This is a genomic window from Stenotrophomonas terrae (genome assembly GCF_001431465.1).
In the GTDB taxonomy this organism is placed as follows: Bacteria; Pseudomonadota; Gammaproteobacteria; order Xanthomonadales; family Xanthomonadaceae; genus Stenotrophomonas; species Stenotrophomonas terrae.
Genome location: NZ_LDJJ01000036.1, coordinates 46,521 through 72,398, shown reverse-complemented (window position 1 = coordinate 72,398; position 25,878 = coordinate 46,521). Strand labels below are relative to the sequence as shown.

Below are 25,878 nucleotides of genomic sequence, written 5' to 3'. Positions count from 1 at the left end.
CACCCCACCGCGCCTGCCCTGCCCCGGTCATGAACGCCGGGGCGGTTGCCTCCCGCCATCGAACTTGCGAGCCTGCTGCCCCATGCGTGTATTCGTCCTGCCCCTGTTGTTGCTGTTACTCCCGGCCAGCGCTGCCGCACAGGTCTACAAGTGCAAGGGCAAGTCCGGCGAAACCATGTATTCCGAGCACCCCTGCGATGCCCGTGCCGAACCGATGAAGCTGCGCGAGCAGGCCGCCGCCACTCCCGCAAACTCGGCCAGCAGCGCAGACAGCCAACCGGCTGCGGCTGCGGCTGCGGCTCCGGCTCCGGCTCCGGCTGCCAGCGGCAGCCCCGCCGAAGCACTTGAAGCGGAGCGCAGCTGCATCAGCACGGCCACCGCGTCCATCTACGGCTCTTCCAATGACCGCGTCGGCACCCTGCAACAGCAGATGAGCTCGCTCAACGAACAACTGGCCCAGGCTACGGACGCCGAACGCAGCCAGGCATTGCGGCAGCGGATGGCAACCTTCCGCCAGGCCATCAGCCGCGAACACGCCTCGGCGCATACGCAGATGAACACCGCCCGCCGTGCCTGCATCCAGCAACACCGCCCGGAGGCGGCGATCAGCCGCTGAGCGCAGCCCTCAGCTGCGCAATGCCGCCACCCGCTGCGCCAGCTTCTTGGCCGAAATACCGGAACGGAAGCCCAGCTCCTGGGCAAACAGCGATACCCGCAGTTCTTCAATATCCCAACGCAGGGCCGCCCATTGCGGACGCTCGGCCAGGCCCTGCACACGCGCGTCCTGCAAGGCATCAACGAAGGGCTTGAGTTCGAGCATGCGCGCCTGGTCACGAGGCGGATCACGCTTGGCCCGTTCCGCACGCAGGATCATCGCCTTCAGGTAGCGCGGGAACTGTGCCAGTGCATCGGCCGGTGTCTCACGCAGGAAGCCAGCATGCACCAGGCCCGCCAACTGCGCCTGCATATCGTCCAGATTGCCGCGCGCCCAGCCCATCAGCGGCGATTCCAGCTGCGGCTTCAGTTCGCCAACCAGGCCGAGGATGCTTTCGGCCAGCTTGAGCCGCTCCATCGCCTCGCCAAACAGGCGCTTGCCTGCATCGGCGCAGCGCAGCTGGAAGGCTTCCGGTGTGCGGATCGCTTCAAGGCCATCGGCCAGCACCGCGTTCAGCGCGGCATCCACCAGGTCGCCACGCAGCCGCTCCTGTGACTCGATGGCTGCATACAGCAGGCCGGTCTTGGGCGATACCGGCAGCTGCTTGCGCGCCTGCTTGAGTTTGTCGGCCAAGGCGATTTCCAGCAGCCGGCGCACGCCCTGTGGATGTGCAAGCGCGGCTTCGTTGCGGTCGGCGAAGATGCGCAATGCAGCGGCATCGCCGGTATCCACCAGCGCCGGATAGGCCGGCACGCCTGCTTCACCCGGCACCTGCTCGGGGATGGCGGTGGCCGGAAACTCGCGCAGCCCCTCGGCCGCCAACGCCGCGCCCGCACGCGCGGCGAACGCACTGCCGGCACGCTCGCCAAAACGGGCGCGCAAGGCGTCCAGATCGCGCGACATCGCCAGCAGCTTCATGCCGCCCTTTTCGCTGGACGCAGTTTCGTTACCGCGCCCTGACGCCGCCGCTGTCACTTCGAACAGACGCAGGTTCATGCGCAGGTGCGGTTCCAGCGCGTCCACGTCGAAATCGGTGGCCGCGACCACCGCACCAGTAGCCTTGGACAGGAACCGCGCCAACTCACCACGGATGTCATCGGCCGAAGGCTGTGGCCAGGCCTCGGCGAACGCGCGCCCGAAATCCGGGGCCGGCACGTAGTTGCGGCGCATCGCCTTGGGCAGGCTGCGGATCAGGGCCGAGGCCTTGTCCGCGACAAAACCCGGTGCCAACCACGACAGCCGCGCCGGATCCAGCGCATTGAGCAGATGCAGCGGCACGTCGAGGGTGACGCCGTCCTCCTCGCTGCCCGGCTCGAAGCGGTAGTGCATGGCCAGCCGTGCATCGCCCAGCGCGAAGTACTTCGGGTAACGGTCCTGCTCGCTGCCCTCGCCCGGCAGCAGATCGGTCAACGACCAGTGCAGGCTGCGTCGTTGTTCCGGCGGCAAAGCCTTCCACCAGCCGTCCAGCAGATTGGCCGAATGGATATGCGAGGGCACCCGGTCCAGGTACCAGCGCGCCTGCCAATCCTCGTCGGCGACAATGCCGGCGCGGCGCAGCTTGGCTTCCTCTTCGCGCGCCTGCTCCAGCAGCTTGATGTTGTCGGCGACAAAGCCGGCACGGGTATTGATCTCGCCGGTCACCAGCGCCTGCCGCACGAAGATGTCGTGGGCCTCGCCGGGATTGATACGGCCGTAATGCACCGGTTTCTTCGGCGCCAGCACCAGCCCGAACAGGCTGATCTGCTCGGACGCCAGCACCTGCCCCTGCGCACGCGACCAATGCGGATCGAAGTGCTTGCGGGCCAGCAGGTGCGGCAGCTCGGCAATCACCCAGTCCGGCTCGATCGACGCATTGGTCATGCCCCAGACCCGCTGCGTATCCAGCAAGGTCGCACTGAGCACCCACGGCGGCGGCCGCTTGGCCAGTGCCGAGCCGGGGAACAGATGGAAGCGGCGCTGGCGCGGGGCCTGGAAATCGCCCTTCTCGGTGCGATGACCCACCTGGGTCGGCAAGCCGGACAACACCGCACGGTGCAGGGTCTGGTAGGCCGCTATGCGCACCTTGTCCGGGATCGAAGCCACGCTTGGATCGGCATTGGGTTTGCGCGTGTTCTTTGCAGGCGCTGCGGCCGCTGCAGGCACGGCGTCGGACACCGACGCTTTCCCTTCACGCGCCAAACGCGCCGCCTTGTGCTGCTCGCCACGGGTGGCCTTGCGCTTGGCTTCGCTGTCGCCGCCTGCTGGCAAGGCCGGTGGTGCCGACAGCAGCGCCTTGCCGAAATTCTCGTCCTCGCCCATTGCCCAGCCCAGCTCCTCGCACAGCAGCCGTAGCTGGCGATGCAGCTCGCGCCATTCGCGCATGCGCAGGAAACCAAGGAAGTGCCGCCCGCACCAATCGCGCAGCTTGGACTGAGTGAGTTCTTCGTGGGCATCGCGGTAGGCATTCCACAACCGCAGGATGCCAATGAATTCGGAACGCGCATCGGCAAACAAGGCATGCGCGTTGTCAGCCGCCTCGCGCGCCTCCGGTGGCCGCTCGCGCGGATCCTGGATACCGAGGAACGAAGCGATCACCAGCATTTCGCGCAGGCAACCGCTCTTCTGCGCGGCCACCAGCATGCGCGCCAGCTTCACATCCACCGGCAAACGCGCCATCTGCTTGCCGATGGCGGTGAGCTTGCGCTCCTCGTCAATCGCACCGAGCTCGACCAGCTGTTGCCAGCCGTCGGCCACCGCACGTTCGTCCGGCGCTTCCAGGAACGGGAAGTCGTCGATGCTGCCCAGGCCCAGCTGCAACATGCGCAGGATCACGCCGGACAGCGAAGAGCGACGGATTTCCGGATCGGTGAATTCCGGCCGGCTCAGGAAGTCCGCTTCCGAATACAACCGGTAACACACGCCCTCGGAAATACGCCCGCAGCGGCCTTTGCGCTGGTTGGCACTGGCCTGCGATACCGGCTCGATATGCAGACGGTCTAGCTTCTGCCGTGGGCTATAGCGCTTGATACGCGCGTAACCGGGATCCACCACATAGCGGATCCGCGGCACGGTCAGCGAGGTTTCGGCGACGTTGGTGGTCAGCACCACGCGGCGTTTCGGGCCCGGGTTGAATACCCGGTCCTGGTCCTTGGCCGACAGCCGCGCATACAGCGGCAGCACTTCGGTTTCGCGGTATTTGCGGCGTTCCAGCGCCTGGTGGGTATCGCGGATCTCGCGTTCACCCGGCAGGAAGATCAGCACGTCGCCGCGCGCATCGCTACGAGTGATTTCATCGACCGCAGCAACGATGGCCGACACCGGATCCATCGCCGACTCGCTGTCCGCCTCCACCCGCTTGCCGCGTGCCGGTGCAGCGGCGCTTTGCGCACTCTGCCCGATCTCATCCAGCGGCCGGTAACGCACTTCCACCGGATAGGTGCGGCCTTCGACATTGACCACGGGCGCATTGTCGAAGTGGCGCGAGAAACGCTCGGTATCGATGGTGGCCGAGGTAACGATCAGCTTCAGATCGGGGCGTTTGCGCAGCAGTTGCTTCAGGTAGCCGAGCAGGAAGTCGATATTGAGGCTGCGTTCGTGCGCCTCGTCGATGATCAAGGTGTCATAGCGCGACAACCAGCGGTCCGAGGCGATCTCGGCCAGCAGGATGCCGTCGGTCATGAACTTGATGCGGCTGTCCTCACCGACCTTGTCGGTGAAGCGCACCTGGTAGCCGACCACCGTGCCCAGCTCGGTCTGCAATTCCTCGGCCACGCGCGCGGCCACCGCACGGGCGGCGATACGGCGTGGCTGGGTGCAGCCGATCATGCCGGCTTCACCGCGGCCGGCGGCCAGGCACAGCTTGGGCAGCTGGGTGGTCTTGCCGGAGCCTGTTTCGCCAGCGATGACCACCACCTGGTGGGCCCGGATCAGCCCGCTGATCTGCTCGGCCTCGCGCGCGATCGGCAGCGCTTCGTCCATGCTGATCGCTATCGGCCGTGCAGCGCGCTGCTGCCGCTGCGCCCGCGAACGCTCCAGCAGCAGCTGGAAGGCCTGCTCGGCGGCGGCATCGGTCGGCTTGCCCTGCCAGCGCGACAGCAGCCCGAGCAGACGGCCACGGTCACGGCTCATCGCCCCGTCAACCGCTGCGCGGGCAGCGCGCAGGCGCGCCGATGGATCTTTTTCGATAGTGCTCATCAATCGTTCAACGTGAAAACTTGAAATGCAGGTATGGTGCCCATAGCGCTATTGTGAAGCCATTCAACCCGCCACGGAGAAAAGCGTCATGGCCAAGGCCAAGAACAGCAACAAACCAGAAGCCGGAAAGAAGAAGCTGGCAGCCGCAGCGACCGGCAGCAAGACGGAAATGGGCAAGAAGAAGCTGGCAGCCGCCGCACCTTCAGCGCCCGGTGTTGATATCGGGATCAAGGACAGCGATCGCAAGAAGGTCGCCGATGGCCTTTCACACTTCCTGGCCGATGCCTACACGCTGTATCTGAAGACCCACAATTTCCATTGGAACGTCACCGGGTCGATGTTCAACTCGCTGCACAACATGTTCATGGACCAGTACACCGAACAGTGGAACGCGCTGGACGAGATCGCCGAGCGCATCCGCGCCCTGGGCTTCAATGCCCCCGGTTCGTACCGCGAGTTCGCCGCGCTGACCTCGATCCCCGAGGAGCCGGGCCTGAACGACAGCGCTGATTGGCGCGAGATGGTACGCCAGCTGGTGGTCGGCAACGAGGCCGTGTGCCGTACCGCCCGCAAGGTACTTGACCAGGCCGATGACGCCGACGACGCTCCCAGCGAAGACCTGCTGACCCAGCGCCTGCAGATCCATGAAAAGTACGCATGGATGCTGCGTTCGCTGCTGCAGTAACCCCGTAGAGCTTCACACCGGCGGATTTTCCAGGTTTCCGTGAACGGAAACCTGGACCCTGCTTGATCTGCCGGCCAGATCCCCCCGCCTACAGCGCGCCCCCTTTATCAAGGGGGCCTTGCTCCAGCGCTTTTCTGTAGTGCCGAGCCATGCTCGGCAAGGGGCTAGCCCGGTAAAGTTCCAGCCGAGCATGGCTCGGCTCTACACAAAAAAGCCGCAGCCCCGTAGTGCCGAGCCATGCTCGGCAAGGGGCTTGCCCGGTAAAGCTCCAGCCGAGCATGGCTCGGCTCTACACAAAAAAGCCGCAGCCCCTTGCCGAGCCATGCTCGGCAAGGGGCTTGCCCGGTAAAGCTCCAGCCGAGCATGGCTCGGCTCTACACAAAAAAGCCGCAGCCCTGTAGTGCCGAGCCATGCTCGGCAGGGGCTTGCCCGGTAAAGCTCAGCCGAGCATGGCTCGGCTCTACAGGGGTACCCGGGCAAACCTGAAACAGGCGCGGCCGCGCGACTGACCCTGCAGCAATCCGTCAGGTCAGGCCGGCAACGGTTAAACTACGGCAATGCCCCAGAGTCCCGCGCAGCAACTGCTTTCCAGCGTTTTCGGTTACGACAGTTTCCGCGGCGACCAGCAGGCCATCGTCGAACACGTTGCAAATGGCAACGATGCCCTGGTGTTGATGCCTACCGGCGGCGGCAAGTCGCTGTGCTACCAGATCCCGGCGCTGCTGCGCGAGGGCTGCGGCATCGTCATCTCGCCGCTGATCGCCTTGATGCAGGATCAGGTGGAGGCCTTGCACCAGGTCGGCGTCCGCGCTGAATTCCTCAACTCCACGCTGGATGCCGAAACCGCCGCACGGGTCGAGCGCGAGCTGCTGGCCGGTGAGCTGCAATTGCTGTACGTCGCCCCGGAGCGGCTGCTGACCGGGCGTTTCCTGTCGCTACTCAGCCGCGCGCACATCGGCCTGTTCGCCATCGATGAAGCCCACTGCGTATCGCAATGGGGACATGACTTCCGCCCCGAATACCGGCAGCTGACGGTCCTGCATGAGCGCTGGCCACAGGTGCCGCGCATCGCCCTGACCGCCACTGCCGATCCGCCGACCCAGCGCGAAATCGCTGAACGCCTGGATCTGACTACTGCCCGGCACTTCGTCAGCTCGTTCGACCGCCCCAACATCCGCTACACCGTGGTGCAGAAGGACAACGCCAAGCGCCAGTTGCTGGGCTTCCTGCGCAACCACCGCGACGAGGCCGGCATCGTCTATTGCATGTCGCGGCGCAAGGTCGAGGAGACCGCGCAGTTCCTGTGCGACGAAGGCATGCAGGCGCTGCCCTACCACGCCGGCATGCCGGCGGAGGTGCGCGCCGCCAACCAGCGCCGATTCCTGCGCGAAGATGGCATCGTGATGTGCGCCACCATCGCCTTCGGCATGGGTATCGACAAGCCGGACGTGCGCTTTGTGGCACATACCGACCTGCCCAAGTCGATGGAAGGCTATTACCAGGAAACCGGCCGTGCCGGCCGCGACGGCGAGGCCGCCGAGGCCTGGCTGTGCTACGGCCTGGGCGATGTGGTGTTGCTCAAGCAGATGATCGAGCAGTCCGAGGCCGGCGAAGAACGCAAGCAGTTGGAACGCGCCAAGCTCGATCACCTGCTCGGCTATTGCGAGTCCATGCAATGCCGCCGCCAGGTGCTGCTGGCGGGCTTCGGTGAAACCTATCCCAAGCCCTGCGGCAACTGCGACAACTGCCTTACCCCGCCCGCCGCCTGGGACGCCACCATTCCCGCGCAGAAAGCATTGAGCTGCGTCTATCGCAGCGGCCAACGCTTCGGCGTGGGCCATCTGATCGACATCCTGCGCGGCAGCGACAATGAGCGCATCCGCCAGCTCGGCCACGAAAAACTCAGCACCTATGCGATCGGCAATGATCTGGATGCACGCGCCTGGCGCGGCGTGTTCCGGCAACTGGTTGCCGCCAGCCTGCTGGAAGTGGACCCGGAAAGCCACGGCGGCCTGCGCCTGACCGATGCCAGCCGCGATGTGCTCACCGGCCGCCGGCAGATGATGATGCGCCGCGACGCCACCCCGACGCGTGAGCGCGAGCGCGGCGGCCCCCGCACCGGTCTGCCGGTGCAGGCCGGCGACCTGGGCCTGTTCCAGGCGCTGCGCGGATTGCGCGCGGAACTGGCGCGTGAGCAAAACGTGCCGGCCTTTGTGATCTTCCACGACAGCACGCTGCGCAATATCGCCGAGCAGCGCCCGACCAGCGTCGAAGCGCTGGGCAAGGTGGGCGGCATCGGCGGCAGCAGGCTGGCCCGCTATGGCCAGCGCCTGGTCGAGATCGTGCGCGAACAGGGCTGAGCGAACCCGCCTCCCGGCAACCATCAACGCCCTTGCAGGTTCTGCTCGGCGAGCAGCAGCAGGCCTTCCACCTTGCGACGGTCGGCCGAGCCGGACACCTGCAGTCGCGCCATCAGCAGTAGCACACGCTGCAGTTCCTGCTTGGCAAGCTGGGCGTGGCCGAGCTGCAGCAGGGATTCGGCCAAGGCCAAACCAGCCGCCGCCACCGCAGCGCTGTTCCTGCCCTGTCTGGCGCCGGCGAATTCAAGCGCCGTCCTGCGCAGCGCCAGCGTCTGCGCACCTTCTCCCATCCGTTCGGCCAGATCAGCGCGGATGTTCAACAGCCGCAGCTGCAGGTCCTCCGCTGCCGGCGAACGCATTGCGTCCAGCAGCGCCTGCGCCTGCGCCAGCTGGCCGCTGCGCACATGCCAGTCGATCCGATTGAGATGCGCTTCCACGCGTCCTGGCGCATCTGCCGGCAGACTCAGGCTCAAGCCCTTGTCCGCGTGCATCAGCATCGCCCCGGCCTCGCCCATCCGCCCCTGCCGCATCAGCAGCGTGGCAAGCCCGGTCTCCGCGCGCAGGCTGGTCGGCGAGTCCTCGCCCAGCTTCTGCTTGCGGATCAGCCAGGCCTGTCGATACAGGCCTTCCGCCGCGGCGAACTCTCCACGCAACTCCTTCAACGAGGCGTAGTTGAACAAGCCCATCGAGTACTCGACCGAATCCGGGCCATCCAGGCGCGCGCTCAACGCATTGCGTTTCTGGTAATTCAACTCCGCGGCCGAGTAGTCACCGGAGTCGCGATACAGGTCGGCCAGGCCATCGTATTGCTGCCGCACGAAACTGCTCTCGGCGCCATACAGCTCCAAGGCATGCTGCATGCCTGACTGCAGCAGCGGCAAGGCCTGGTCATATTCACCCTGCTCACGGAATATCTGCGCCAAGCGCATCTCGGCCGCCAGGCCAAGAGTCGTACGCCTGCCGTGCAGGTTGCCCAGCATCTGCCGGAACTCGCGTTCCGCCGACGCTTGCCGCCCCCAACGCAGGTACATCAAACCCTTGTTGTAGGACAGCTCGTTGATCTCGGCCGCCACGTCCACCTCGGCGGTGTTCTGGTACAGCGCCATGGCCTTGTCGAATTCGGCCTCACCCAGATCAAAATGCTGCTGGTTCACCAAGGCCAGGCCTTTGGCGCTGTACAGACGTGCCTGCACCACGGCCGGCCCCCGGCGCCCAACCAGGTCCAGGCCCTGGGCTGCCAACTGCATACCTTGCTCACCATCGCCATCCAGGGTCTTCTGCACGGAAAGATCAGCCAGCACATTGGCCGCATCCATCGGTCGCGCCACCCGCGGGTCCATGAAACCACCATAGGCCTGCTGCAACAATCTGTCGGCCTGATGCGACGCCCCCGCATTCTGGTAGGCGACACCGAGCACTGCACGCATCCGCGCCAACTGCGCCGGTGCATCGGACAGGTCGCGCGCGACCTGCAGCGTGGCCTTGTCCAGCAGCTGCCGCGAGGTCAACTGCTCGGCACCGCGCTCGGTACGCAGGAACGGATCAGCGGTTTCGAACATGCCGACCATGAAGTTGCTGACCTGCTGCGCGATGACCGCCTCTTCCTGCGCCTGTCGCCGGGTCTGCCACAACCCCAGCACGAACACCGCAAGCAAGCTGCTCACCCCCATCACGATCGCCACCACTTGCCAGTTCCGGCGCAGTGCCTTGCCCAGTGGGTATAGACGCCCGCCGTCGCGCGCGAGCACCGGCTGTAGTTCAAGGTAGCGGCGCAGGTCAGCCATCAAGGCTTCCACCGAGCGATAGCGCTGGCTGATGTCACTGGCGCAGGCACGCGCGGCGATGGCATCCAGATCACCGCGCAGCCGCCGCCGCCATGGCAGATCGGCCGGGGCGCAGGCGCTGGCTGCAGGCACGGCCTCAGCTGCGTTGCCCTCCTCGCGCGTGCATGCACGGGTGGAAAGTATCTCCACCAGCATCACGCCCAGGCTGTAGACATCACTGGCGGCACCGACATTGTGTCCGGCAATCAGTTCCGGGCTGGCATAACCGGGCGTGCAGTAGCCGGAATCGCGCTTGTCACGCGCCTCGTTTAGCAACTGCGCCAGACCGAAATCCAACAGCACCGGCTGGCCATTGGCCTGCACCAGAACGTTGGGCGGCTTGAGATCGCAATGCAGCACCAGCTGTTCGTGCGCCGACCGTACGATGCTGCAGACTTCCAGAAACAGCGTCAGTCGCTCCTGCAGGCCCAAACCCTGCTCGGCGCACCAACGGTCCAGCGGCACTCCGTCGATGTACTCCATCACCAGATAGGGGTGACCATCGGGCGTGGTGCCGCCATCGTAGAGACGCGCGACATTGGCCAACTGCAGGTCGGCCAATACCTGGCGCTCGGCGCCGAGCAATTCCACCTCAGTCGCACCGGGCATGCCATGCAACAGTTTGATGGCCACGGTCCGCTGGTAGAGGCCATCGGCACGTTCGGCCTTGAACACGGTGCCCATGCCGCCATGCGCGATGCGCTCGGTCAGCCGCCACGGCCCCAACCGTTCCCCCACCCCCAGCTCCGGTGCCAATGCACGTGCCAGGGCGGTGTCCAGGCGATTGCTGACCCGGCTCAAGCCCACGGTCTGCGAGCGCAGCAACTGCAGTACTTCCTCGCGTACGACCGGGTCTGCACTGCCGGCAGCGATTGCCTGCGGCCACTGCTCGCACGGCAACTCGCAGATCGCGTCAAACAGCTCACGGACCTGCCGCCAACGCTCGCCCCCCACTATCGCGCCCTGCCCATCAACGCTCAGCGCAATTGCCGGTTCAACCAGGCCCGCGCAAAACGCAGGTCGCGGTCGACAGTGGGAGCGGACACATCCAGCACCATGGCGATCTCATCGCGGCTCATGCCACCGAAATAAGTCAATTCGATGGTGCTGGCCGCGCGCGGCTCCAGCTCGGCCAGTTGATTGAGCGCCTGGTGCAATGCCAGCACGTCATAGCCGATCCCGGCTTCGTCCGGCACTTGGTCGGCATGCGAGAGGGTCAGTTGCTCGGCATCGCCGCCGCGCTTGTCGGCACCACGCGCGCGCAGGTGATCCACCAGCACCGAACGCATCTTCAGCGCGGCTATCGCGACAAAATGGGTGCGATCCTTGTAGTCGGCGTCGGCACCGAGAAGACGCATCAGCGACTCGTTGACCAGTGCGGCTGGCTGCAAGGTGCCATTGGTCTGCTGCGACAGGCGGTTGCGGGCAATCAGCATCAGGTCCGAGTACAGCGCTTCGAACAGGTGCTCACGCGCATCCATGTCGCCTTTTTGCCAGCGATGCAGTAGTTGAGTGATCTGCTTGCTCAATCCCGTCCCCAGTGCCTGGATGCCCACCGGGCAACCGACGATGCATCCGTCATATTAGGACCTACCCCCATCAGTTCCAACCAGACCAGCTTGCCGCGGCCGGTTCCGGCGGCAGCTGTCATGCGCCGCCACGCCCTCATGTTGTATCTGCCATCCACCTGCAAACAGGGGTCTACGTCACACTGAAAGCCTTGCCCTGTGGCGTTGCAAGCCCTCCAGCGCGCCCGGTTCTTTCGTGGCCCCTGCTCTACCGACGCACGCGCCAGCCAGCGCAGAACGATCCACTGCCTCGGCACCCACCATCATTGACAAGCACCTCGACGGCGATGGAATCTGCGCGACTTCGCGCCAACCAGGCGCTAATTCGGCAGAACATATGCAGCACGGATTGATGCAGGGGATGTGGGGTCGAGGCGTGTTGACCGGCAGCATGTTGGCGCTGGCGATGCTGGCGCAGACGGCGCAGGCACAACGCTTTGATCCAGGTGCGCACAAAGGGCCGCAGCAAGGCGTGCAGAACGAAGTCGCGGTGCTCGGCACCATGCATCTGGCCAGCTTGCCGGAAACATTCGACTCTTCCTCACTGGCCCCGCTGATCGACCGGTTGGCGGCATGGCAGCCGCAGGCCATCGCCATCGAGGTGGTATCCGGACAGCAATGCGACACCATGCGCCGCTACCCCGCCCGTTACGCACTGACGGTGAATGATTACTGCCCTGACCTGTCAGCAGCGGCAAAGGCAACCGGGCTCGATGTGGCAGCAGCCAATGCGGCAGCGGACAAAATGCTGGCGGCATGGCCGGCGCAACCAACCCCAGCGCAGCGCCGGGAGCTGGCCGCCAAATTCCTGGCCGGCGGAGAACCCGAATCGGCCCTGGTGCAATGGCTACGCCTGCCCGCGGCGGAACGCCGTGCGGACGCCAGCCTGAACCAGGAATTGGTGGCCATCCTGGAAGAGCAGCGCAGCAGCCGCAATGAAACCACGCTGATCGCCGCACAGTTGGCGGTGCGCTTGGGGCATGAACGGCTATGGCCGACCGACGATCACAGCGCTGATCGCTACGGCCCCAACCCCAAGGCCTATGTCGCAGCGATCCGCAAGGCATGGGACAACCCGGCATCCAAGCGGCGGGCAGCCATGTACAGCGGACTGGAAGCTCAGCTGGACACGCCGGAGAACGCACTGGCGATGTATCGCCGCGACAACGGTCCGGACGTCGCGCCGGCCGCCTTCGAGAGCGACTACGGCGCCACGTTGGAGGAACCCTCGCCGGAAGGTTACGGACGCATGTACGTCACCGCCTGGGAGACCCGCAACCTGCGCATGGCCGCGAACATCCGTGACCTGATGGGCGCAAGCCCCGGCATGCGCACGCTGGTGCTGGTTGGTGCCTCGCACAAAGCCTATCTGGATGCCTATCTGCAACAGATGCACGACGTGCGCATCGTCGATGTCCAGCAGACCTTGCTGAAGTAGCTCACAAAGGCCGCGGCCAGAGCCGCGGCCTTGTCAGCCTCAACGTAGCCCGGGTAAGCGCAGCGCACCCGGGAGGCAGGAACCACCCTGGCGTCCGGCGATATTGCGCCGGCAACCCCGGGTGCGCCGCGCTTACCCGGGCTACACAACTGACCCCGGCAGCGCTGCAGCAGTGCAACCCGCGTGGATGCGCCACCGAGTGGCAAAGGCCAGCACAAAAAAAAGCACCTAGCTCGCGCTAAGTGCCTGTTTTGGTGGGCCGTGATGGATTCGAACCATCGACCAAAAGATTAAAAGTCTTCTGCTCTACCAACTGAGCTAACGGCCCAAACAAAGACCCGGCCGTAGCCGGGGTGCGTATTCTAACGCAATAAACGCAAAAACAACATCAGGCGTATTGGGTCGGATCAGCCATGCCGGCGGCGGCAAAGCCATCGGCGCGCAGCTGGCAGGCATCGCAATGGCCGCAGGCCTTGCCGTCCATATCCGCCTGGTAGCAGGACACGGTCAAACCGAAGTCCACGCCCAGGCGCTGCCCTTCCAACGCGATCTGCGCCTTGCTCAGGTACTGCAGCGGTGCGTGCACGCGGATGCCTGCCCCTTCCACGCCGGCCTTGGTGGCCAGGTTGGCCAGTGCCTGGAAGGCGGCGATGAATTCCGGGCGACAGTCCGGGTAGCCGGAATAGTCCACCGCGTTGACGCCGCAGAAGATGTCATTGGCACCCAGCACTTCGGCCCAGCCCAGCGCCAGTGACAGCATGATGGTGTTGCGGGCCGGCACATAGGTGACCGGAATAGCGTCACCCGTGCCCGCATCGGGCACGTTGATGTCGTCGGTCAGGGCCGAGCCGCCGATGCTGCGCAGGTCGACCGCGACCACCTTGTGCCCGGCCACGCCAAGGGCGCTGGCCACGCGCGCGGCAGCCTCCAGCTCGGAGGTATGGCGCTGGCCATAGCGCACGCTCATGGCATGTACTTCGAAACCCTGTTCCTGGGCGATGGCGACGACGGCGGCTGAGTCCATGCCGCCGGAAAGAAGCACGACTGCTTTCTTTTTCATGGGGATGATCCGGTTGGGAGAGGAAAGCCAGCACGCTGTCCCGCGCCGGGGTAAACGATTGAAGGGTACGTCGCCGGCTCAATAACCCGGCGCGTCGTCCCACAGCAATTTGTGCAGCTGCATCTGGAAACGCACTGGCAGACGGTCTGCCACGATCCAGTCGGCCAACTCGCGCGGCTTGAGCTGCGACTTGCTCGGCGAGAACAACACCATGCAGCGTTCGGCCAAGCGATGCTCGGCGAGCATGGCCTTGGCCCACTCGTAGTCGCCACGGCTGCAGATCACGAACTTGAGCTGGTCGCGTGCGCTCAGCAGCGGGATGTTCTCCAGCCGGTTGCGCGCCATCTCGCGTGAATCCGGGGTTTTCAGGTCCACCACACGCGATACGCGCGGGTCGACCGCGGCGATATCCAGCGCGCCGGAGGTTTCCAGCGACACGTCCAGGCCGGCATCGCACAGCTTCTGCAGCAGGATCAGGCAGCGCTTCTGCGCCAGCGGCTCGCCGCCGGTCACGCAGACATGGCGCACGCCCTGCTTGAGCACTTCGGCGACGATGTCGTCGATGTCCCACCAGTCACCGCCATGGAAGGCGTACTCGGTATCGCAATACTGGCAACGCAGCGGGCAGCCGGTAAGGCGCACGAACACGGTCGGCCAGCCGGCGGTGTCGGCTTCGCCTTGCAGGGACAGGAAAATTTCAGTGATCTTCAATCGCGGCAAAGGCGACTGCACGATCTCGCTGGGAACAGCGGCGCTGGGAGAGTTCATATTCATTGGCCGCACCGTCGGTGCGGCACCACATCAACGCAGCTGCTGGCCGAGCCGGATCGACTGCAGTCGGTCCTGGGCGGTACGGGCCGCATCACTGCCGGGAAAACGGGAGATAACCTGCTCCAGGGTCTGTTGCGCCTGGGCGCTGTTGCCTTCACCAAACTGCGACAGGCCAAGCTTCAGCAAACCGCCGGCGGCCTTGTCGTGGGTGGGGTAGCGGGCAACCAGATCGCTGAACTGTACTTCGGCCATCTTGAAATTACGCGTCGCGTAAAAGCTCTCACCCAGCCAATACAAGGCATTGGGGGTGTAAGCAGCGTTCGGGTACAGCTCCAGGAAGCTCTGGAACAACTGCGCCGAGTCGGCATAGTTGCCAGCCTTCAATGCGTCGAACGCGACATTGTAGGCAGCGCGCTCGTCACCGGCCGAGGCCAGTGTGCCGGCGTCACCACGTACCGTCGGCGGACGTTCGGCAGCAGCCGCTGTCGGCTTTGCGGCCGCAGCGGCGGGCGTCACCGCGCCAGTGGCCGGAGTGACCGGTGCACCTGCACCGCCTTCAAGGCGATTGAGGCGACCGTCCAGGTCCAGGTACTGATCACGATTACGCTGCTTCAGCTGTTCGTTCTCATGCTGAAGCTGCTCGATCGTGCCCTGCAACGCCTGCATTTCAGTACGCAGCTGCTGCAGTTGATTGAGCATGTCGGTATTGGCCTGACTGTTGTTGACCTGCGTTTCCAGCACGCCAACCCGGTCAGCCAAACTTGCCCGCTGTGCATACGCGGGCGCGGCAGCCACCAGGGCTGCCGCGACCAAGAGCATCAGTTTGAGACTGATGCGCATCGATTACTGCGCGGTGTAGACGATTTCGACGCGACGGTTCTGCGACCAGCAGGACTCGTTCGAATCGGTGCACACCGGACGCTCTTCACCGTAGGAAACGACGGTCAGCTGCGAAGCCGAACCACCGTTGGCCTGCAGAGCCGAGTTCACGCCGTTACCACGACGCTCGCCCAGGGCCTGGTTGTAAGCGCGGCTGCCGCGTTCGTCGGTGTTGCCCTGCAGGGTGATGCGCGAGGACGGACGGTCACGCAGGTACTTGGCGTGGCAAGCCATGATGGCCTGGAACTCCGGCTTGACCGAATCCTGGTCCAGGTCGAAGTAGACGACGCGCTGACGCAGGCAAGCGTCGGTGTCCAGGTCGCCCGGGCCGTACAGGCCGGAGGTGGACGGTGCGGTCGGCTGGGTGGTCGAACCGGTATCAACCGGCGGCTGCGCCGGCTGTTCCTTGACCTTCTTCGAGCAGCCAGCAAGCGCGGCTACAGACAGCAGCGAAACGAGCAAAACACGAGTTGACTTGTTCATGGCTATACCTAGTGGCTCCTGGCCAATGTTGGGATTAATGCTTGCAGAGATTAACATTTTATCAACGCGCAGTGCGGTACGGACCCCATGCCGGTTCGCGCACGTCGCCATCGGCCAGAACCAGGCGCTGGCGCACCCGACCGTCGGCGGACACTTCATACAACACACCACGCCCACCTTCACGAGCGGCGTACAGCACCATGCTCGCATTGGGCGCAAAACTCGGCGATTCGTCCAGCGAACCCGGCGACAGCGTGCTCCAGCGCGCCGACCCCAGGCTGCTGTCCATCATTGCGATCTTGTAGCTGCTGCCGGCGCCCTGCGCAACAGCAATCTTCTTGCCGTCGAAGGAAACGCTGGCCTTGGCGTTGTAATTGCCCTGGAAGGTCACCCGGCTGGCGCTGCCGCCACTGGAGGAGACCTGGTAGATCTGCGGGCGGCCGCCACGGTCGGAGGTGAAGTAGACCGAGCTGCCATCGGCCGACCAGGTCGGCTCGGTGTCGATGCCGAAATGGTTGGTCAACTGGGTCAGCTGCTTGCTGCCCAGGTCCATCACGTAGATTTCCGGGTTGCCGCTGCGCGACAGGGCCAGCGCCAGGCGGCGGCCATCCGGCGAGAACGAGGGCGCGCTGTTGATGCCGCGGAAGCTGGTCAGCAGCTCACGGCCACCGGTGGCGATGTCCTGCACATAGATGGAGGAATTGCCACGCTCGAAGCTGACATAGGCCAGCTTGCGGCCGTCCGGGCTCCAGCTCGGCGACAGCAGCGGCTCGGCCGAGCGCACGATGGTCTGCGGGCTGTAGCCATCGGAATCGGCCACCATCAGCGCATAACGCATGTTGGCGCCGCTGCCGCTGGCGGTGATGTAGGCGATGCGGGTCCAGAATGCGCCGCGCACGCCGGTGATCTTTTCGTAGATGGCATCGGCCATCTGGTGGGCGACGTCACGCATCGCGCTGGAGCGGGCGGTCATTGCCAGGCCAAGCATGCGCTCGCCCTTGGCCACGTCGAACAGTTCGTATTCCACCCGGTAGGCGCCGGCACCGGCGTCCTGCACCCGGCCCACCACCAGGAAGTCCTGTTTCAGCGCGCGCCAGGTAGGGTACTGCACCTCGCTGCCACGGCTGGGCCGCTCGGTGATCTGCGCTTCGGGCAGATTGCGGAACTGGCCGGAACGGTCCAGATCAGCGCGCACCACCGCGGCGACGTCGGTCTGCGGCGCACCGGCCGAGCCCTGGTAGGCCATCGGCACAACCGCGATCGGCGTGGCCGATGCGTTGCCACCGATGATGTCGATTTCCAGTCCCTTCTGCTGTGCCATCGCCGCAAGCGGCAACAACAGGGCAGTGAGGGCAACCAGCCAACGAGGCATTTTCTTCATGAGGCGCTCAACAGTACGGGCGAAGTAAAAAAGGGATAGCAGCAGGCAGATGAATACTTTCGCAATCATGAACGAACTATTGCGTGAAATTCCTCGATCAGCCCTTAAACCACCCTTGACGAAAAAGTTTCCGATGAAATCGCCAGCTCCCGCAGAAGCCCGGCAACTCAGCGATCCTGCGCCTCGAAGTTGAAATTCAGGTTGCGCTGGAACACGGACTCGAAGCCACGGTAAGGCAACGGCTGGGCGCGCCGCACGGCGGCCTCGACCGAGCGCTTGCCGGCTTCGTCATAGGGGCAACCGGGCGCGAACTCGACATCCATCACCTCACCGCCGGGCAGCTGACGGATGGTCAGGCGGCAGCGTTGGCCACGCGGGATCGAATCCGGGCGTATCCACTGGTTGAGCACGGCCTGCTGGATCGCGGCGGCGTACTTGGCGGTCAGGTCATTGCTGGTACCACCCTGCCCCGGCGACGGCGTACTGGCACCGCTGCTGCCACTGCTGGTCGACGCGGCCTGCGCGCGGGCACGGGCATCGGCCACCTGGCGCAGGCGCTGCTCGGCCAGTTTGGCCTCACGCTCGGCCTGCTCACGCTTGCGGCGGATTTCGGCGATCTTCTGCTGACGTTCCTGCTCGGCCTGGGTTTCATTGGCCTGACGCTGCTGGTCGGCGAGCTTCTTGCGGTCGGCCTCTTCCTGCTGCTTGGCCAGCCGCAGCTTCTGCTCGGCCTCTTCCACGCGCTTGCGCTCGGTCAGGTCGATCTGCTCCTGGCGGCGCTTGGCTTCCTGTTCCTGCTTGGCCTTTTCCTGCGAGATGGCCAATGCGCTGACCCGCTCCTGGTCGACAGTGTCCGGTTGGGCAATGCGTTCCTGGGCGTTGTGCTGCTGCGGGGTCGGCGCATCCTGCGGCTTGGGCTCGGGAATGGGTTGCGGCGGCGGCACGGTATCTTCCGGCACTGGCTCGGGCGGCACGTCTTCCGGCGGCGGCTCGGGCAGGTCCGGCAGTTTTTCCGAGGCACGCAGGGCCTGCCGCGCGGCCGAGGCTTCGGCGGCGGACAGCTGCATATTGGCTTCCAGCGCCGGATCACCGGCGGCAGCCTCGGTGTTGCGCGAGGGCGACCACAGCCAGGCAAAAATGAAGACAGCCGCTACCAGCAGGTGCACCAGCAGGGCCAATACGACCGGCAGGCCCCACTCGTTGCGTTTGTCGTGCGGCGGTGGCAGTGCGTCAGCGTGCATCGGTCGCCAGACCCACCTTTTCGATCTTCGCGGCCTTGATCACGTCCATCGCATCCATGACCTTTTCATAGGCCACGCTCTTGTCGGCGGCCACGATCACCCGCAGTTCCTTGTCCTGCGAGGCCAGCGCGCCCAGCTGCGCCTGCAGCGCAGCGGCGTCCATGGCCTGCGGGTCCTTGGCTTCGGGCAGTTTCAGGCTCATCTGGCCATCGGCACGGACCGAGACCACGATCGGGTCCTGCTTGCTTTCCAGCGCCTTGGCGGTGGAACTGGGCAGGTCGACTTCAAAACTGAGGGTCAGCAGCGGCGCGGTCACCATGAAGATGATCAGCAGCACGAGCATCACGTCGATATACGGCACGACGTTGATCTCGGACTTGAGCTTGCGGCGCTTGCGGCGGGGAATGGCGGCGGTCATCGGTGGACTCCTGCGGTCAGAGGAAGGCGCTGGCGCACTTACTCGTCACTGCCGCTCTGCTGGCGCTGCAGGATGGAGCTGAACTCCTCGGCGAAGGTTTCATAGCGCACCGACAGCCGCTCGACGCGGGTGGTGAAGCGGTTGTAGGCCCATACCGCCGGGATGGCCACGAACAGGCCGATGGCGGTGGCGAACAGGGCTTCGGAGATACCCGGCGCGACCGAGGCGATACCGGCCTGCTCGCCGCTGCTGATCATGTCGTGCATGGTCACCATGATGCCGAACACTGTGCCGACCAGGCCCACGTACGGGGCGGTGGAGCCAATATTGGCCAACAGTTCCAGGTTGCGGTCCAGGCCGTCAACTTCGCGGGCATACGTGGTGCGCATGGCGCGCTGCGCGCCTTCCAGCTGGGTGCGGCCATCGAACGCACGGCGGCCCTGCAGGCGCGAATACTCGCGGAAACCAGCCTCGAAGATCGCTTCCAGGCCATCCACCTGGCGGTTGCGGTCGGTGGCCGAGGCGTACAGCTTGCCCAGGTCGGCACCGGACCAGAAGCGGTTCTCGAACTCGCTGGCCTCGTTGTCGGCGGCCTTGAACACGCGCGCCTTGCGGAAAATGATCACCCAGCTGATGAACGAGCCGGCCAACAGCAGCAGCACGATCAGCTTGACCGGGATACTGGCCTTGATCATCAGGTCCAGGTAATTGATGCCGCCGCCATGGCTGGCCTGCGCCACGGTCTGCGCGGCTGCGGCGCTGACATCGGCCGGCAGGGCCTCGGTCACGGTGGCCTGCAGGGCCAGAAGCAAAGCGATCATCCGATCTTCCTCAGTGTTGCTTAAGCGTGTTGTGTTTGAAGGGGTTTAAGCACTGCGTACAGCGTGTCATCGATGGGCTGTGGACGGAAATCCGCAGCCCCGACGGCGGCAAGCCGGACCTGGGCGCTGACCAGTACCTGGTCATCGCGCAGCACCGCCTGCGCCATCAACAAGCTGGCCCGCCGGCATTGCACCAGTTCCACCGTGGTGGTCAGTACATCGTCGAGCTTGGCCGGCTTGAAGAAATCCAGCGTCATCGCCCGGACCACGAACATCTGCCCATCGCCTTCGCGCAGGGACGCCTGTCCGTAACCCAGGGCCCGCATCCATTCGGTCCGTGCCCTCTCCATGAAGGCCACGTAGCGGGCGTGGTACACCACGCCGCCAGCGTCGGTATCTTCCCAGTAAATGCGTGTCGGCCAACTGAACCGAGACTCATTCTTCATCGCGCTGCTCCGCAAACAGGTCAACCGGCGCCGGTGCAGCCTTGGGTTTGAGGCCAAGATGGCGGTAGGCCTTGTTGGTGGCCATGCGCCCGCGTGCGGTACGCACCAGGAAGCCCTGCTGGATCAGGAAGGGCTCGACCACGTCTTCCAGGGTGCCGCGTTCCTCGGAAAGCGCCGCGGCCATCGACTCGACCCCGACCGGGCCGCCATCGAAATACTCCACCAGGGTGCGCAGCATGCGCCGATCCAGCTCGTCGAAGCCTTCCGGGTCGACCTTCAGCATCTGCATGGCAGCCTGCGCCACGTCCTGGTCGATATGCCCGGCCGCCTTGACCTGGGCGTAATCACGCACCCGCCGCAGCAAGCGGTTGGCAATACGCGGGGTGCCGCGCGAACGCCGCGCGATCTCGCCGGCGCCCTCGGCACTGCAATCGATGCCGAGAATGGCCGCCGAACGCCGCACGATGCGGGTCAGTTCATCGGCCGAATAGAACTCCAGCCGCTGCACGATGCCGAACCGGTCGCGCAACGGCGCGGTCAGCAGGCCGGCGCGGGTGGTAGCACCAATCAGGGTGAACGGTGGCAGATCGAGCTTGATCGAGCGTGCGGCCGGGCCGTCGCCGATCATGATGTCGATCTGGAAATCCTCCATCGCCGGGTACAGCACTTCCTCGACCACGGGCGAGAGGCGGTGGATTTCGTCGATGAACAACACATCGTGCGGCTGCAGATTGGTCAGCAGCGCGGCCAGATCACCGGCTTTTTCGATCACCGGGCCGGAGGTGACGCGCAGCGCAACCCCCAGCTCATTGGCGATGACATGGCTGAGCGTGGTCTTGCCCAGCCCGGGCGGGCCGAAGATCAGCACATGATCCAGCGCCTCGTGGCGCGCTTTGGCGGCCTGGATATAGATATCCATCTGCTCACGCACCGGCGCCTGGCCGAGGTAATCGGCAAGGCTGCGCGGGCGGATGCTGGCGTCGGCGGCGTCATCCTCACGGGTGGCGCCGGCGCCGATGATGCGGTCGTCAGTCATTTCGCAATTATGCGCCAAGCACGGCGCATGCGATCAGATTTCAACCTGCGCACCCAGCTCGACGAGCCGGTTGCCCGGAATCCGGAAGAAACCGGTGGCTGGTGCCGCGTTGCGATGCATGAAGGCGAACAGCTTGTCGCGCCAGATCGGCATGCCACGGTTGGCGCTGGCCACGATGGTCTCGCGGCTGGCGAAGAAGGTGGTGTCCATCGGGTCGAAATAGATGCCGCCATGGTCGCAGGAACGCATCAGCGCCAGCGGGATGTCCGGTGTCTCCATGAAGCCGTAGCGCACATAGACACGGTAGAACTCATCGCCGACCGAATCGATGCGCAGGCGCTGGCCATCGGCCGCATATGGCATCGGCAGGGTTTCCACGTGCAGGAACACATTGCGCTCGTGCAGCACCTTGTTGTGCTTGAGGTTGTGCATCAGCGCATGCGGGACCACGGTCGGGTCAGCGGTCAGGAACACCGCCGTGCCCGGCACCCGCACCGGCGGTGCCAGCATCAAACCGGGCAAAAACGTATCGAGGCGGATACCGTCCTTGCGGATCTCGTCGCGCAGCAGCTCGCGGCCACGCCGCCAGGTGCGCATCATCGTGAACAGCACCAGCCCAAGCACCAGCGGGAACCAGGCGCCCTGCAGCAGCTTGGCGCCATTGGCGATCACGAACCCAAGATCGATGAACAGGAACACCACGCACAAGGCGACGATCGCGTGGCGCGCCCGCGGCCACAGCACCCGCGCCACCAGCGCCAGCAACAGGGTATCGATCAGCATCGTGCCGGACACCGAAATACCGTAGGCCACGGCCAGGTTGCTGGAGCTGCGGAACGCCAATACCAGCCCGAACACCATCACCGCCAGGCCCCAGTTGATGCCGGGGATGTAGATCTGGCCGATGGTGTCGTGCGAGGTATGCAGGATGCGCATGCGCGGGATGTAACCCAGCTGCATGGCCTGCCGCGAGACCGAGAACGCACCGGTGATGACCGACTGGCTGGCGATCACCGCCGCCATCGTTGCCAGCAGGATCATCGGAATCAGCGCCCACTCCGGCACCGCCTCGAAGAACGGGTTGGCCACCGCGTCCGGGCGTTGCAGCACCAGCGCGCCCTGCCCCAGGTAATTGAGCACCAGACACGGCAACACAAAGAAATACCAGGCATGGCGGATCGGCGGCGCACCGAAGTGGCCCATGTCCGCATACAGCGCCTCACCACCGGTCACCGCCAGCACCACCGCGCCGAGGATGAAGATGCCGTGCCAGCCGTGTTCCATGAAGAAGCGGGCCGCCCACAGCGGGTTGAAGGCCTTGAGCACTTCCGGTGCGGCGATCACGTTCCAGATGCCGATTGCCGCCAGCGACAGGAACCAGATGGTCATCACCGGGCCGAATACCTTGCCCACCTTCTCGGTGCCAAAGCGCTGCGCGGCAAATACCGCTGCCAGCACCACCAGGGTGATCGGCACCACGAAGTGCCCCAACCCCGGTGCCGCGACTTCCAGGCCCTCGACCGCACCCAGCACCGAGATGGCCGGGGTGATCACCCCGTCGCCAAAGAACAGCGAGGCGCCGAAGATGCCGAGGATGCCTACCACGTAGGCCGAGCGCGAACCATTGCGCAGGGTGCGCTGGGCCAGCGCCATCAAGGCCATGATGCCGCCCTCGCCGTCGTTGTCGGCGCGCATGATGATGGTCACGTACTTGAGCGTGACAACCATGTTCAAGGCCCAGAACGCCAGCGACAGCACGCCCAGCACGGTGTCGTGGTCGCTGCTGAGCCCGTAATGCGGCGAGAACGCTTCCTTCAAGGTGTACAGCGGGCTGGTGCCGATGTCACCGAACACCACGCCGATGGCACCGACGACCAGCGCCATGCCGCCGGCGGCACCGCCGTGACCGTGGCCATGGCCGTGGGTGGAAGATTCAGGAGTGGAAGAAGCGTGGGACATGGCGATCTCAGGTTGGCGTCATGCTGCCGAAGGGTTTAACGCAGCGCCGCTTGCAGCGCTTTACGGATGACCGTGGCGACATCATCGCCCTCGGCACCGGCATCACGCGCCATCTTGGCGGCCTCTGCCGGTTTATAGCCCAGTTGCTGCAACGCCACCGTCGCCTCGGACACCGCATCGGTGCCCAACTGGCCGGCAATGGGCGCGCCGCCGCCGGTGAAGTTGGCCGCGCGGTCGCGCAGTTCCACCACCATACGCTCGGCAGTCTTCTTGCCTATACCGGGGATGCGGGTCAGCGCGGTGACATCACCGGTCTGGATCAAGCGCGCGAACTCATCCACGCTGGCACCGGACAGTACAGCCAGCGCGATCTTGGCGCCGATGCCCGAGACCTTCTGCACGTCGCGGAACAGCCGCCGCTCGCCCTCGCGCAGGAAGCCGTACAGCGAGACGCTGTCTTCCTTCTGCGCGTAATGGGTGAACAGGATGACCTCGCGACCGACATCGGGCAGGTCGTAAAAGGTGCTCATCGGCGCTTCCAGCTCATAGCCCACGCCATTGACGTCGATCACCAGCCACGGGGGTGCCTTGTGGGCGAGGATGCCGCGCAGACGACCGATCATTCGAAGAACCTCATTTCCGACTCCAAGCCTGCCGCACATCCACCCCCAGCCGATTGGCGGTGGCGCGGACATGCGCGTGGGTAATGGCCACCGCCAGTGCATCGGCGGCGTCAGCCTGTAATTTGCCCTGCAGGTTCAGCATCAAACCCACCATATGCTGCACCTGTTGTTTTTCCGCGCCGCCGCGACCAACCACGGCCAGCTTGATCTCGGTGGCGGCGTATTCGCTGACTGGCAGGTCGCGCATCACCACCGCACACACCGCCGCGCCGCGCGCCTGCCCCAGCTTCAGGGCCGAATCGGCATTCTTGGCCATGAACACCCGCTCGATCGCCACTTCCTGCGGCTGGAATTCCTCGATCAAGGCATGCAGGCCATGCGCCAGCAGGCGCAGCCGCTGCGGGAAATCCGCCGCCCCCAGCAGCACCAGCGGCGCGTGATGGACGTGACGGGCACGGCCATTGGCGTCGATGTCGATGATGCCGACGCCGGTGCGCTGCGAACCGGGATCAATGCCAAGGATGCGGGTCATAGTGCCTCTACCAGTAAAAAACGGCGCCCAGCATGGCCGGACGCCGTCTCACCCGGTGGGACCGGGCGGGTCGTCAGACCCGCTCCAGGCTCGCCTGGTCAACGTTGGAATACACGTCCTGCACGTCGTCCAGGTCTTCGAGCATGTCCAGCAGCTTTTTCACCTGCACCGCGGTGTCGGCATCGACGGCCACGTCATTGTCGGCACGGAAGGTGATTTCGCTGTGATCCGGCTCCAGCTTGGCCGCTGCCATCGCAGCTTTCACCGACTGGAAGGCTTCCGGGGCGGTAATCACGTCGATCGAACCATCCTCCGGATAGACCGCGATGTCGTCGGCACCGGCCTCGATCGCGGCCTCGGTGATGGTTTCCTCATCCGCACCGGGGGCGAAGCTCAGCACGCCGAGCCGCTTGAACATGAACGAGACCGAGCCTTCGGTGCCCATGTTGCCGCCGCACTTGCTGAAGGCATGGCGCACGTCGGCCACGGTACGCACGCGGTTGTCGGTCAGGCAGTCGACGATCACGGCGATGCCGCCCGGGGCATAGCCCTCGTAGCGCACTTCCTCGTACTCGACGCCTTCCAGCTCACCGGTGGCCTTCTTGATTGCGCGCTCGATGACATCCTTGGTCATGTTCGCGCTCAGGCCCTTGTCCATCGCGGTGCGCAGACGTGGGTTGTTGTTTGGGTCGCCTCCGCCACCACGGGCAGCAACGCTGATCTCCCGGATGATTTTGGTGAAAATCTTGCCGCGCTTCGCGTCATTCGCGTTTTTGCGGCCTTCGATGGAAGGACCTCGACCCATGGGAATACCGTACATCTGTCAGGAACAGGACGGCAATTCTACCTGATCCCCCGCCCAGCCCCCGTCATCAGCCCATTGCGGCGGCAACCGTCGGGAAGCGCCCCTGGCGCAGGAAGCCGGCAGTGAGCGTGGCCACCTCCGGCGACAGCACCAGCCCGCTGTGGCTGACCGGCACCACGCAATGGTCGGCCAGGCCCGGCAGGCGGGTTTCGGCCAGCCCCACGGTGCCATCGGATTCGCCTTCCAGCGCGCCCATCATCGCCCCCAGCCCATGCGCCACCGAGCCGGCGATCAGCCCGACCTCGGCTTGCCCCTGCCAGTCCGGCAGGCCGTGCAGCAGCAGGTCGCCGCTACGCCCCAGCGCTGCCGACCAACCATGCTCGGCCATGGAACGGGCGGTGCCGCTGCCGCATAGCGGCGAACCCAGGCAGACCACCCGCGGTACCTGCAGTGCCGGCGAACGGCGCAGCGCCTCCAGCGCCACTAGGCCGCCCAGGCTGTGACCGACCAGCGATACCGGCCCGAGCCGTTGCAGCCGCTGCACCAGTTGTGGCACCGCCTGCTCCGGACCGCCGAACACGCTGGCGTAGCCAAACGTATCCACCACGAAGCCCTGGCTGCGCAGGCGCCATGCCAGCGGCAACAACCAGGAGCGGGTGTTCCAGATACCGTGCAGTATCAGTACTCGGGAACGCGGGGAATTCTGCAGGGACATGCGCGC

The 25,878-nt window shown here is 65.1% G+C and carries 21 protein-coding genes, 1 tRNA gene and 2 pseudogenes; 4 read left to right on the top strand and 20 right to left on the bottom strand.

Translation table 11 applies throughout. From position 1 onward, the window contains the following. Nucleotides 1-82 precede the first annotated feature (82 nt). Nucleotides 83-616 carry a DUF4124 domain-containing protein gene (locus tag ABB27_RS11335; RefSeq protein WP_057628809.1) on the top strand — a complete coding sequence of 178 codons (534 nt, stop codon included), beginning with the start codon at nucleotides 83-85 and terminating at the stop codon, nucleotides 614-616. 9 nt (nucleotides 617-625) lie between these two features. Here the strand turns inward: ABB27_RS11335 and ABB27_RS20525 are convergent. After that, a pseudogene (locus ABB27_RS20525) lies at nucleotides 626-2,716 on the bottom strand (DUF3418 domain-containing protein); the annotation flags it as partial. 236 nt (nucleotides 2,717-2,952) lie between these two features. Then, nucleotides 2,953-4,828: pseudogene (gene hrpA / locus ABB27_RS20520) on the bottom strand (ATP-dependent RNA helicase HrpA); the annotation flags it as partial. 169 nt (nucleotides 4,829-4,997) lie between these two features. On the opposite strand from hrpA, the gene ABB27_RS11325 reads away from it, so the two are divergent. Both ABB27_RS11325 and recQ read left to right on the top strand, forming a co-directional pair. Beyond that, nucleotides 4,998-5,513 (top strand): Dps family protein, encoded by a 516-nt coding sequence (locus tag ABB27_RS11325; RefSeq protein WP_152984545.1) that lies wholly within the window; start codon nucleotides 4,998-5,000, stop codon nucleotides 5,511-5,513. 557 nt (nucleotides 5,514-6,070) lie between these two features. Continuing rightward, complete coding sequence (gene recQ, locus ABB27_RS11320) at nucleotides 6,071-7,873, top strand: DNA helicase RecQ (protein WP_057628806.1); 1,803 nt, start codon at nucleotides 6,071-6,073, stop codon at nucleotides 7,871-7,873. Between the two features lie 23 nt (nucleotides 7,874-7,896). Here the strand turns inward: recQ and ABB27_RS11315 are convergent, their stop codons facing one another. Then, the gene (locus ABB27_RS11315; protein ID WP_057628805.1) at nucleotides 7,897-10,650 is read right to left on the bottom strand and encodes a protein kinase domain-containing protein; all 2,754 of its coding nucleotides are present in this window, start codon (nucleotides 10,648-10,650) and stop codon (nucleotides 7,897-7,899) included. Between the two features lie 23 nt (nucleotides 10,651-10,673). After that, entirely contained in the window at nucleotides 10,674-11,225 is a 552-nt protein-coding gene (locus ABB27_RS11310; protein ID WP_152984543.1) for an ECF-type sigma factor, read from the bottom strand. Nucleotides 11,226-11,601: 376 nt separating this feature from the next. Between ABB27_RS11310 and ABB27_RS11305 the strand changes: the two genes are divergently transcribed. Next, nucleotides 11,602-12,702, top strand: coding sequence for a DUF5694 domain-containing protein (locus tag ABB27_RS11305; protein WP_244479215.1), 1,101 nt, complete (start codon nucleotides 11,602-11,604; stop codon nucleotides 12,700-12,702). A 252-nt stretch (nucleotides 12,703-12,954) separates the two neighbouring features. Here the strand turns inward: ABB27_RS11305 and ABB27_RS11300 are convergent. The 16 genes from ABB27_RS11300 to ABB27_RS11225 form a co-directional block, all read right to left on the bottom strand. Beyond that, nucleotides 12,955-13,030 (bottom strand) — tRNA-Lys (locus tag ABB27_RS11300). A 60-nt stretch (nucleotides 13,031-13,090) separates the two neighbouring features. Next, nucleotides 13,091-13,762 carry a 7-cyano-7-deazaguanine synthase QueC gene (gene queC, locus ABB27_RS11295; protein ID WP_057628803.1) on the bottom strand — a complete coding sequence of 224 codons (672 nt, stop codon included), beginning with the start codon at nucleotides 13,760-13,762 and terminating at the stop codon, nucleotides 13,091-13,093. Nucleotides 13,763-13,840: 78 nt separating this feature from the next. After that, nucleotides 13,841-14,530 (bottom strand): 7-carboxy-7-deazaguanine synthase QueE, encoded by a 690-nt coding sequence (gene queE / locus ABB27_RS11290; protein ID WP_057628802.1) that lies wholly within the window; start codon nucleotides 14,528-14,530, stop codon nucleotides 13,841-13,843. Nucleotides 14,531-14,563: 33 nt separating this feature from the next. Beyond that, entirely contained in the window at nucleotides 14,564-15,373 is an 810-nt protein-coding gene (ybgF, locus tag ABB27_RS11285; RefSeq protein WP_057628801.1) for a tol-pal system protein YbgF, read from the bottom strand. A 3-nt stretch (nucleotides 15,374-15,376) separates the two neighbouring features. Further along, a complete protein-coding gene (pal, locus tag ABB27_RS11280; protein WP_057628800.1) occupies nucleotides 15,377-15,895 on the bottom strand; it encodes a peptidoglycan-associated lipoprotein Pal in 519 nt (172 codons plus the stop codon). Between the two features lie 61 nt (nucleotides 15,896-15,956). After that, nucleotides 15,957-17,276, bottom strand: a complete 1,320-nt coding sequence (gene tolB, locus ABB27_RS11275; protein ID WP_057628848.1) for a Tol-Pal system beta propeller repeat protein TolB — start codon at nucleotides 17,274-17,276, stop codon at nucleotides 15,957-15,959. 167 nt (nucleotides 17,277-17,443) lie between these two features. Further along, nucleotides 17,444-18,517 (bottom strand): cell envelope integrity protein TolA, encoded by a 1,074-nt coding sequence (tolA, locus tag ABB27_RS11270; protein WP_057628799.1) that lies wholly within the window; start codon nucleotides 18,515-18,517, stop codon nucleotides 17,444-17,446. Next, a complete protein-coding gene (tolR, locus tag ABB27_RS11265; RefSeq protein ID WP_057628798.1) occupies nucleotides 18,507-18,935 on the bottom strand; it encodes a protein TolR in 429 nt (142 codons plus the stop codon). The genes tolA and tolR overlap by 11 nt, the downstream gene beginning before the upstream one ends. 38 nt (nucleotides 18,936-18,973) lie before the next feature. After that, nucleotides 18,974-19,756 carry a protein TolQ gene (tolQ, locus tag ABB27_RS11260; protein WP_057628797.1) on the bottom strand — a complete coding sequence of 261 codons (783 nt, stop codon included), beginning with the start codon at nucleotides 19,754-19,756 and terminating at the stop codon, nucleotides 18,974-18,976. A 20-nt stretch (nucleotides 19,757-19,776) separates the two neighbouring features. Next, entirely contained in the window at nucleotides 19,777-20,202 is a 426-nt protein-coding gene (gene ybgC / locus ABB27_RS11255; protein ID WP_057628796.1) for a tol-pal system-associated acyl-CoA thioesterase, read from the bottom strand. Further along, complete coding sequence (gene ruvB, locus ABB27_RS11250; RefSeq protein WP_057628795.1) at nucleotides 20,192-21,238, bottom strand: Holliday junction branch migration DNA helicase RuvB; 1,047 nt, start codon at nucleotides 21,236-21,238, stop codon at nucleotides 20,192-20,194. Before ruvB ends, ybgC begins: the two co-directional genes overlap by 11 nt. A 33-nt stretch (nucleotides 21,239-21,271) precedes the next feature. Then, nucleotides 21,272-23,197: a potassium transporter Kup gene (locus ABB27_RS11245; RefSeq protein WP_057628794.1), complete on the bottom strand. Its 1,926-nt coding sequence runs from the start codon at nucleotides 23,195-23,197 to the stop codon at nucleotides 21,272-21,274. Between the two features lie 35 nt (nucleotides 23,198-23,232). Beyond that, complete coding sequence (gene ruvA, locus ABB27_RS11240; RefSeq protein WP_057628793.1) at nucleotides 23,233-23,820, bottom strand: Holliday junction branch migration protein RuvA; 588 nt, start codon at nucleotides 23,818-23,820, stop codon at nucleotides 23,233-23,235. Nucleotides 23,821-23,830: 10 nt separating this feature from the next. Continuing rightward, nucleotides 23,831-24,352 carry a crossover junction endodeoxyribonuclease RuvC gene (gene ruvC / locus ABB27_RS11235; RefSeq protein WP_057628792.1) on the bottom strand — a complete coding sequence of 174 codons (522 nt, stop codon included), beginning with the start codon at nucleotides 24,350-24,352 and terminating at the stop codon, nucleotides 23,831-23,833. Nucleotides 24,353-24,425: 73 nt separating this feature from the next. After that, on the bottom strand, nucleotides 24,426-25,157 hold the full coding sequence (locus ABB27_RS11230) for a YebC/PmpR family DNA-binding transcriptional regulator (RefSeq protein ID WP_057628791.1): 732 nt from the start codon (nucleotides 25,155-25,157) through the stop codon (nucleotides 24,426-24,428). Between the two features lie 67 nt (nucleotides 25,158-25,224). Next, a complete protein-coding gene (locus ABB27_RS11225) occupies nucleotides 25,225-25,872 on the bottom strand; it encodes an esterase/lipase family protein (RefSeq protein WP_057628847.1) in 648 nt (215 codons plus the stop codon). Nucleotides 25,873-25,878: the final 6 nt, after the last annotated feature.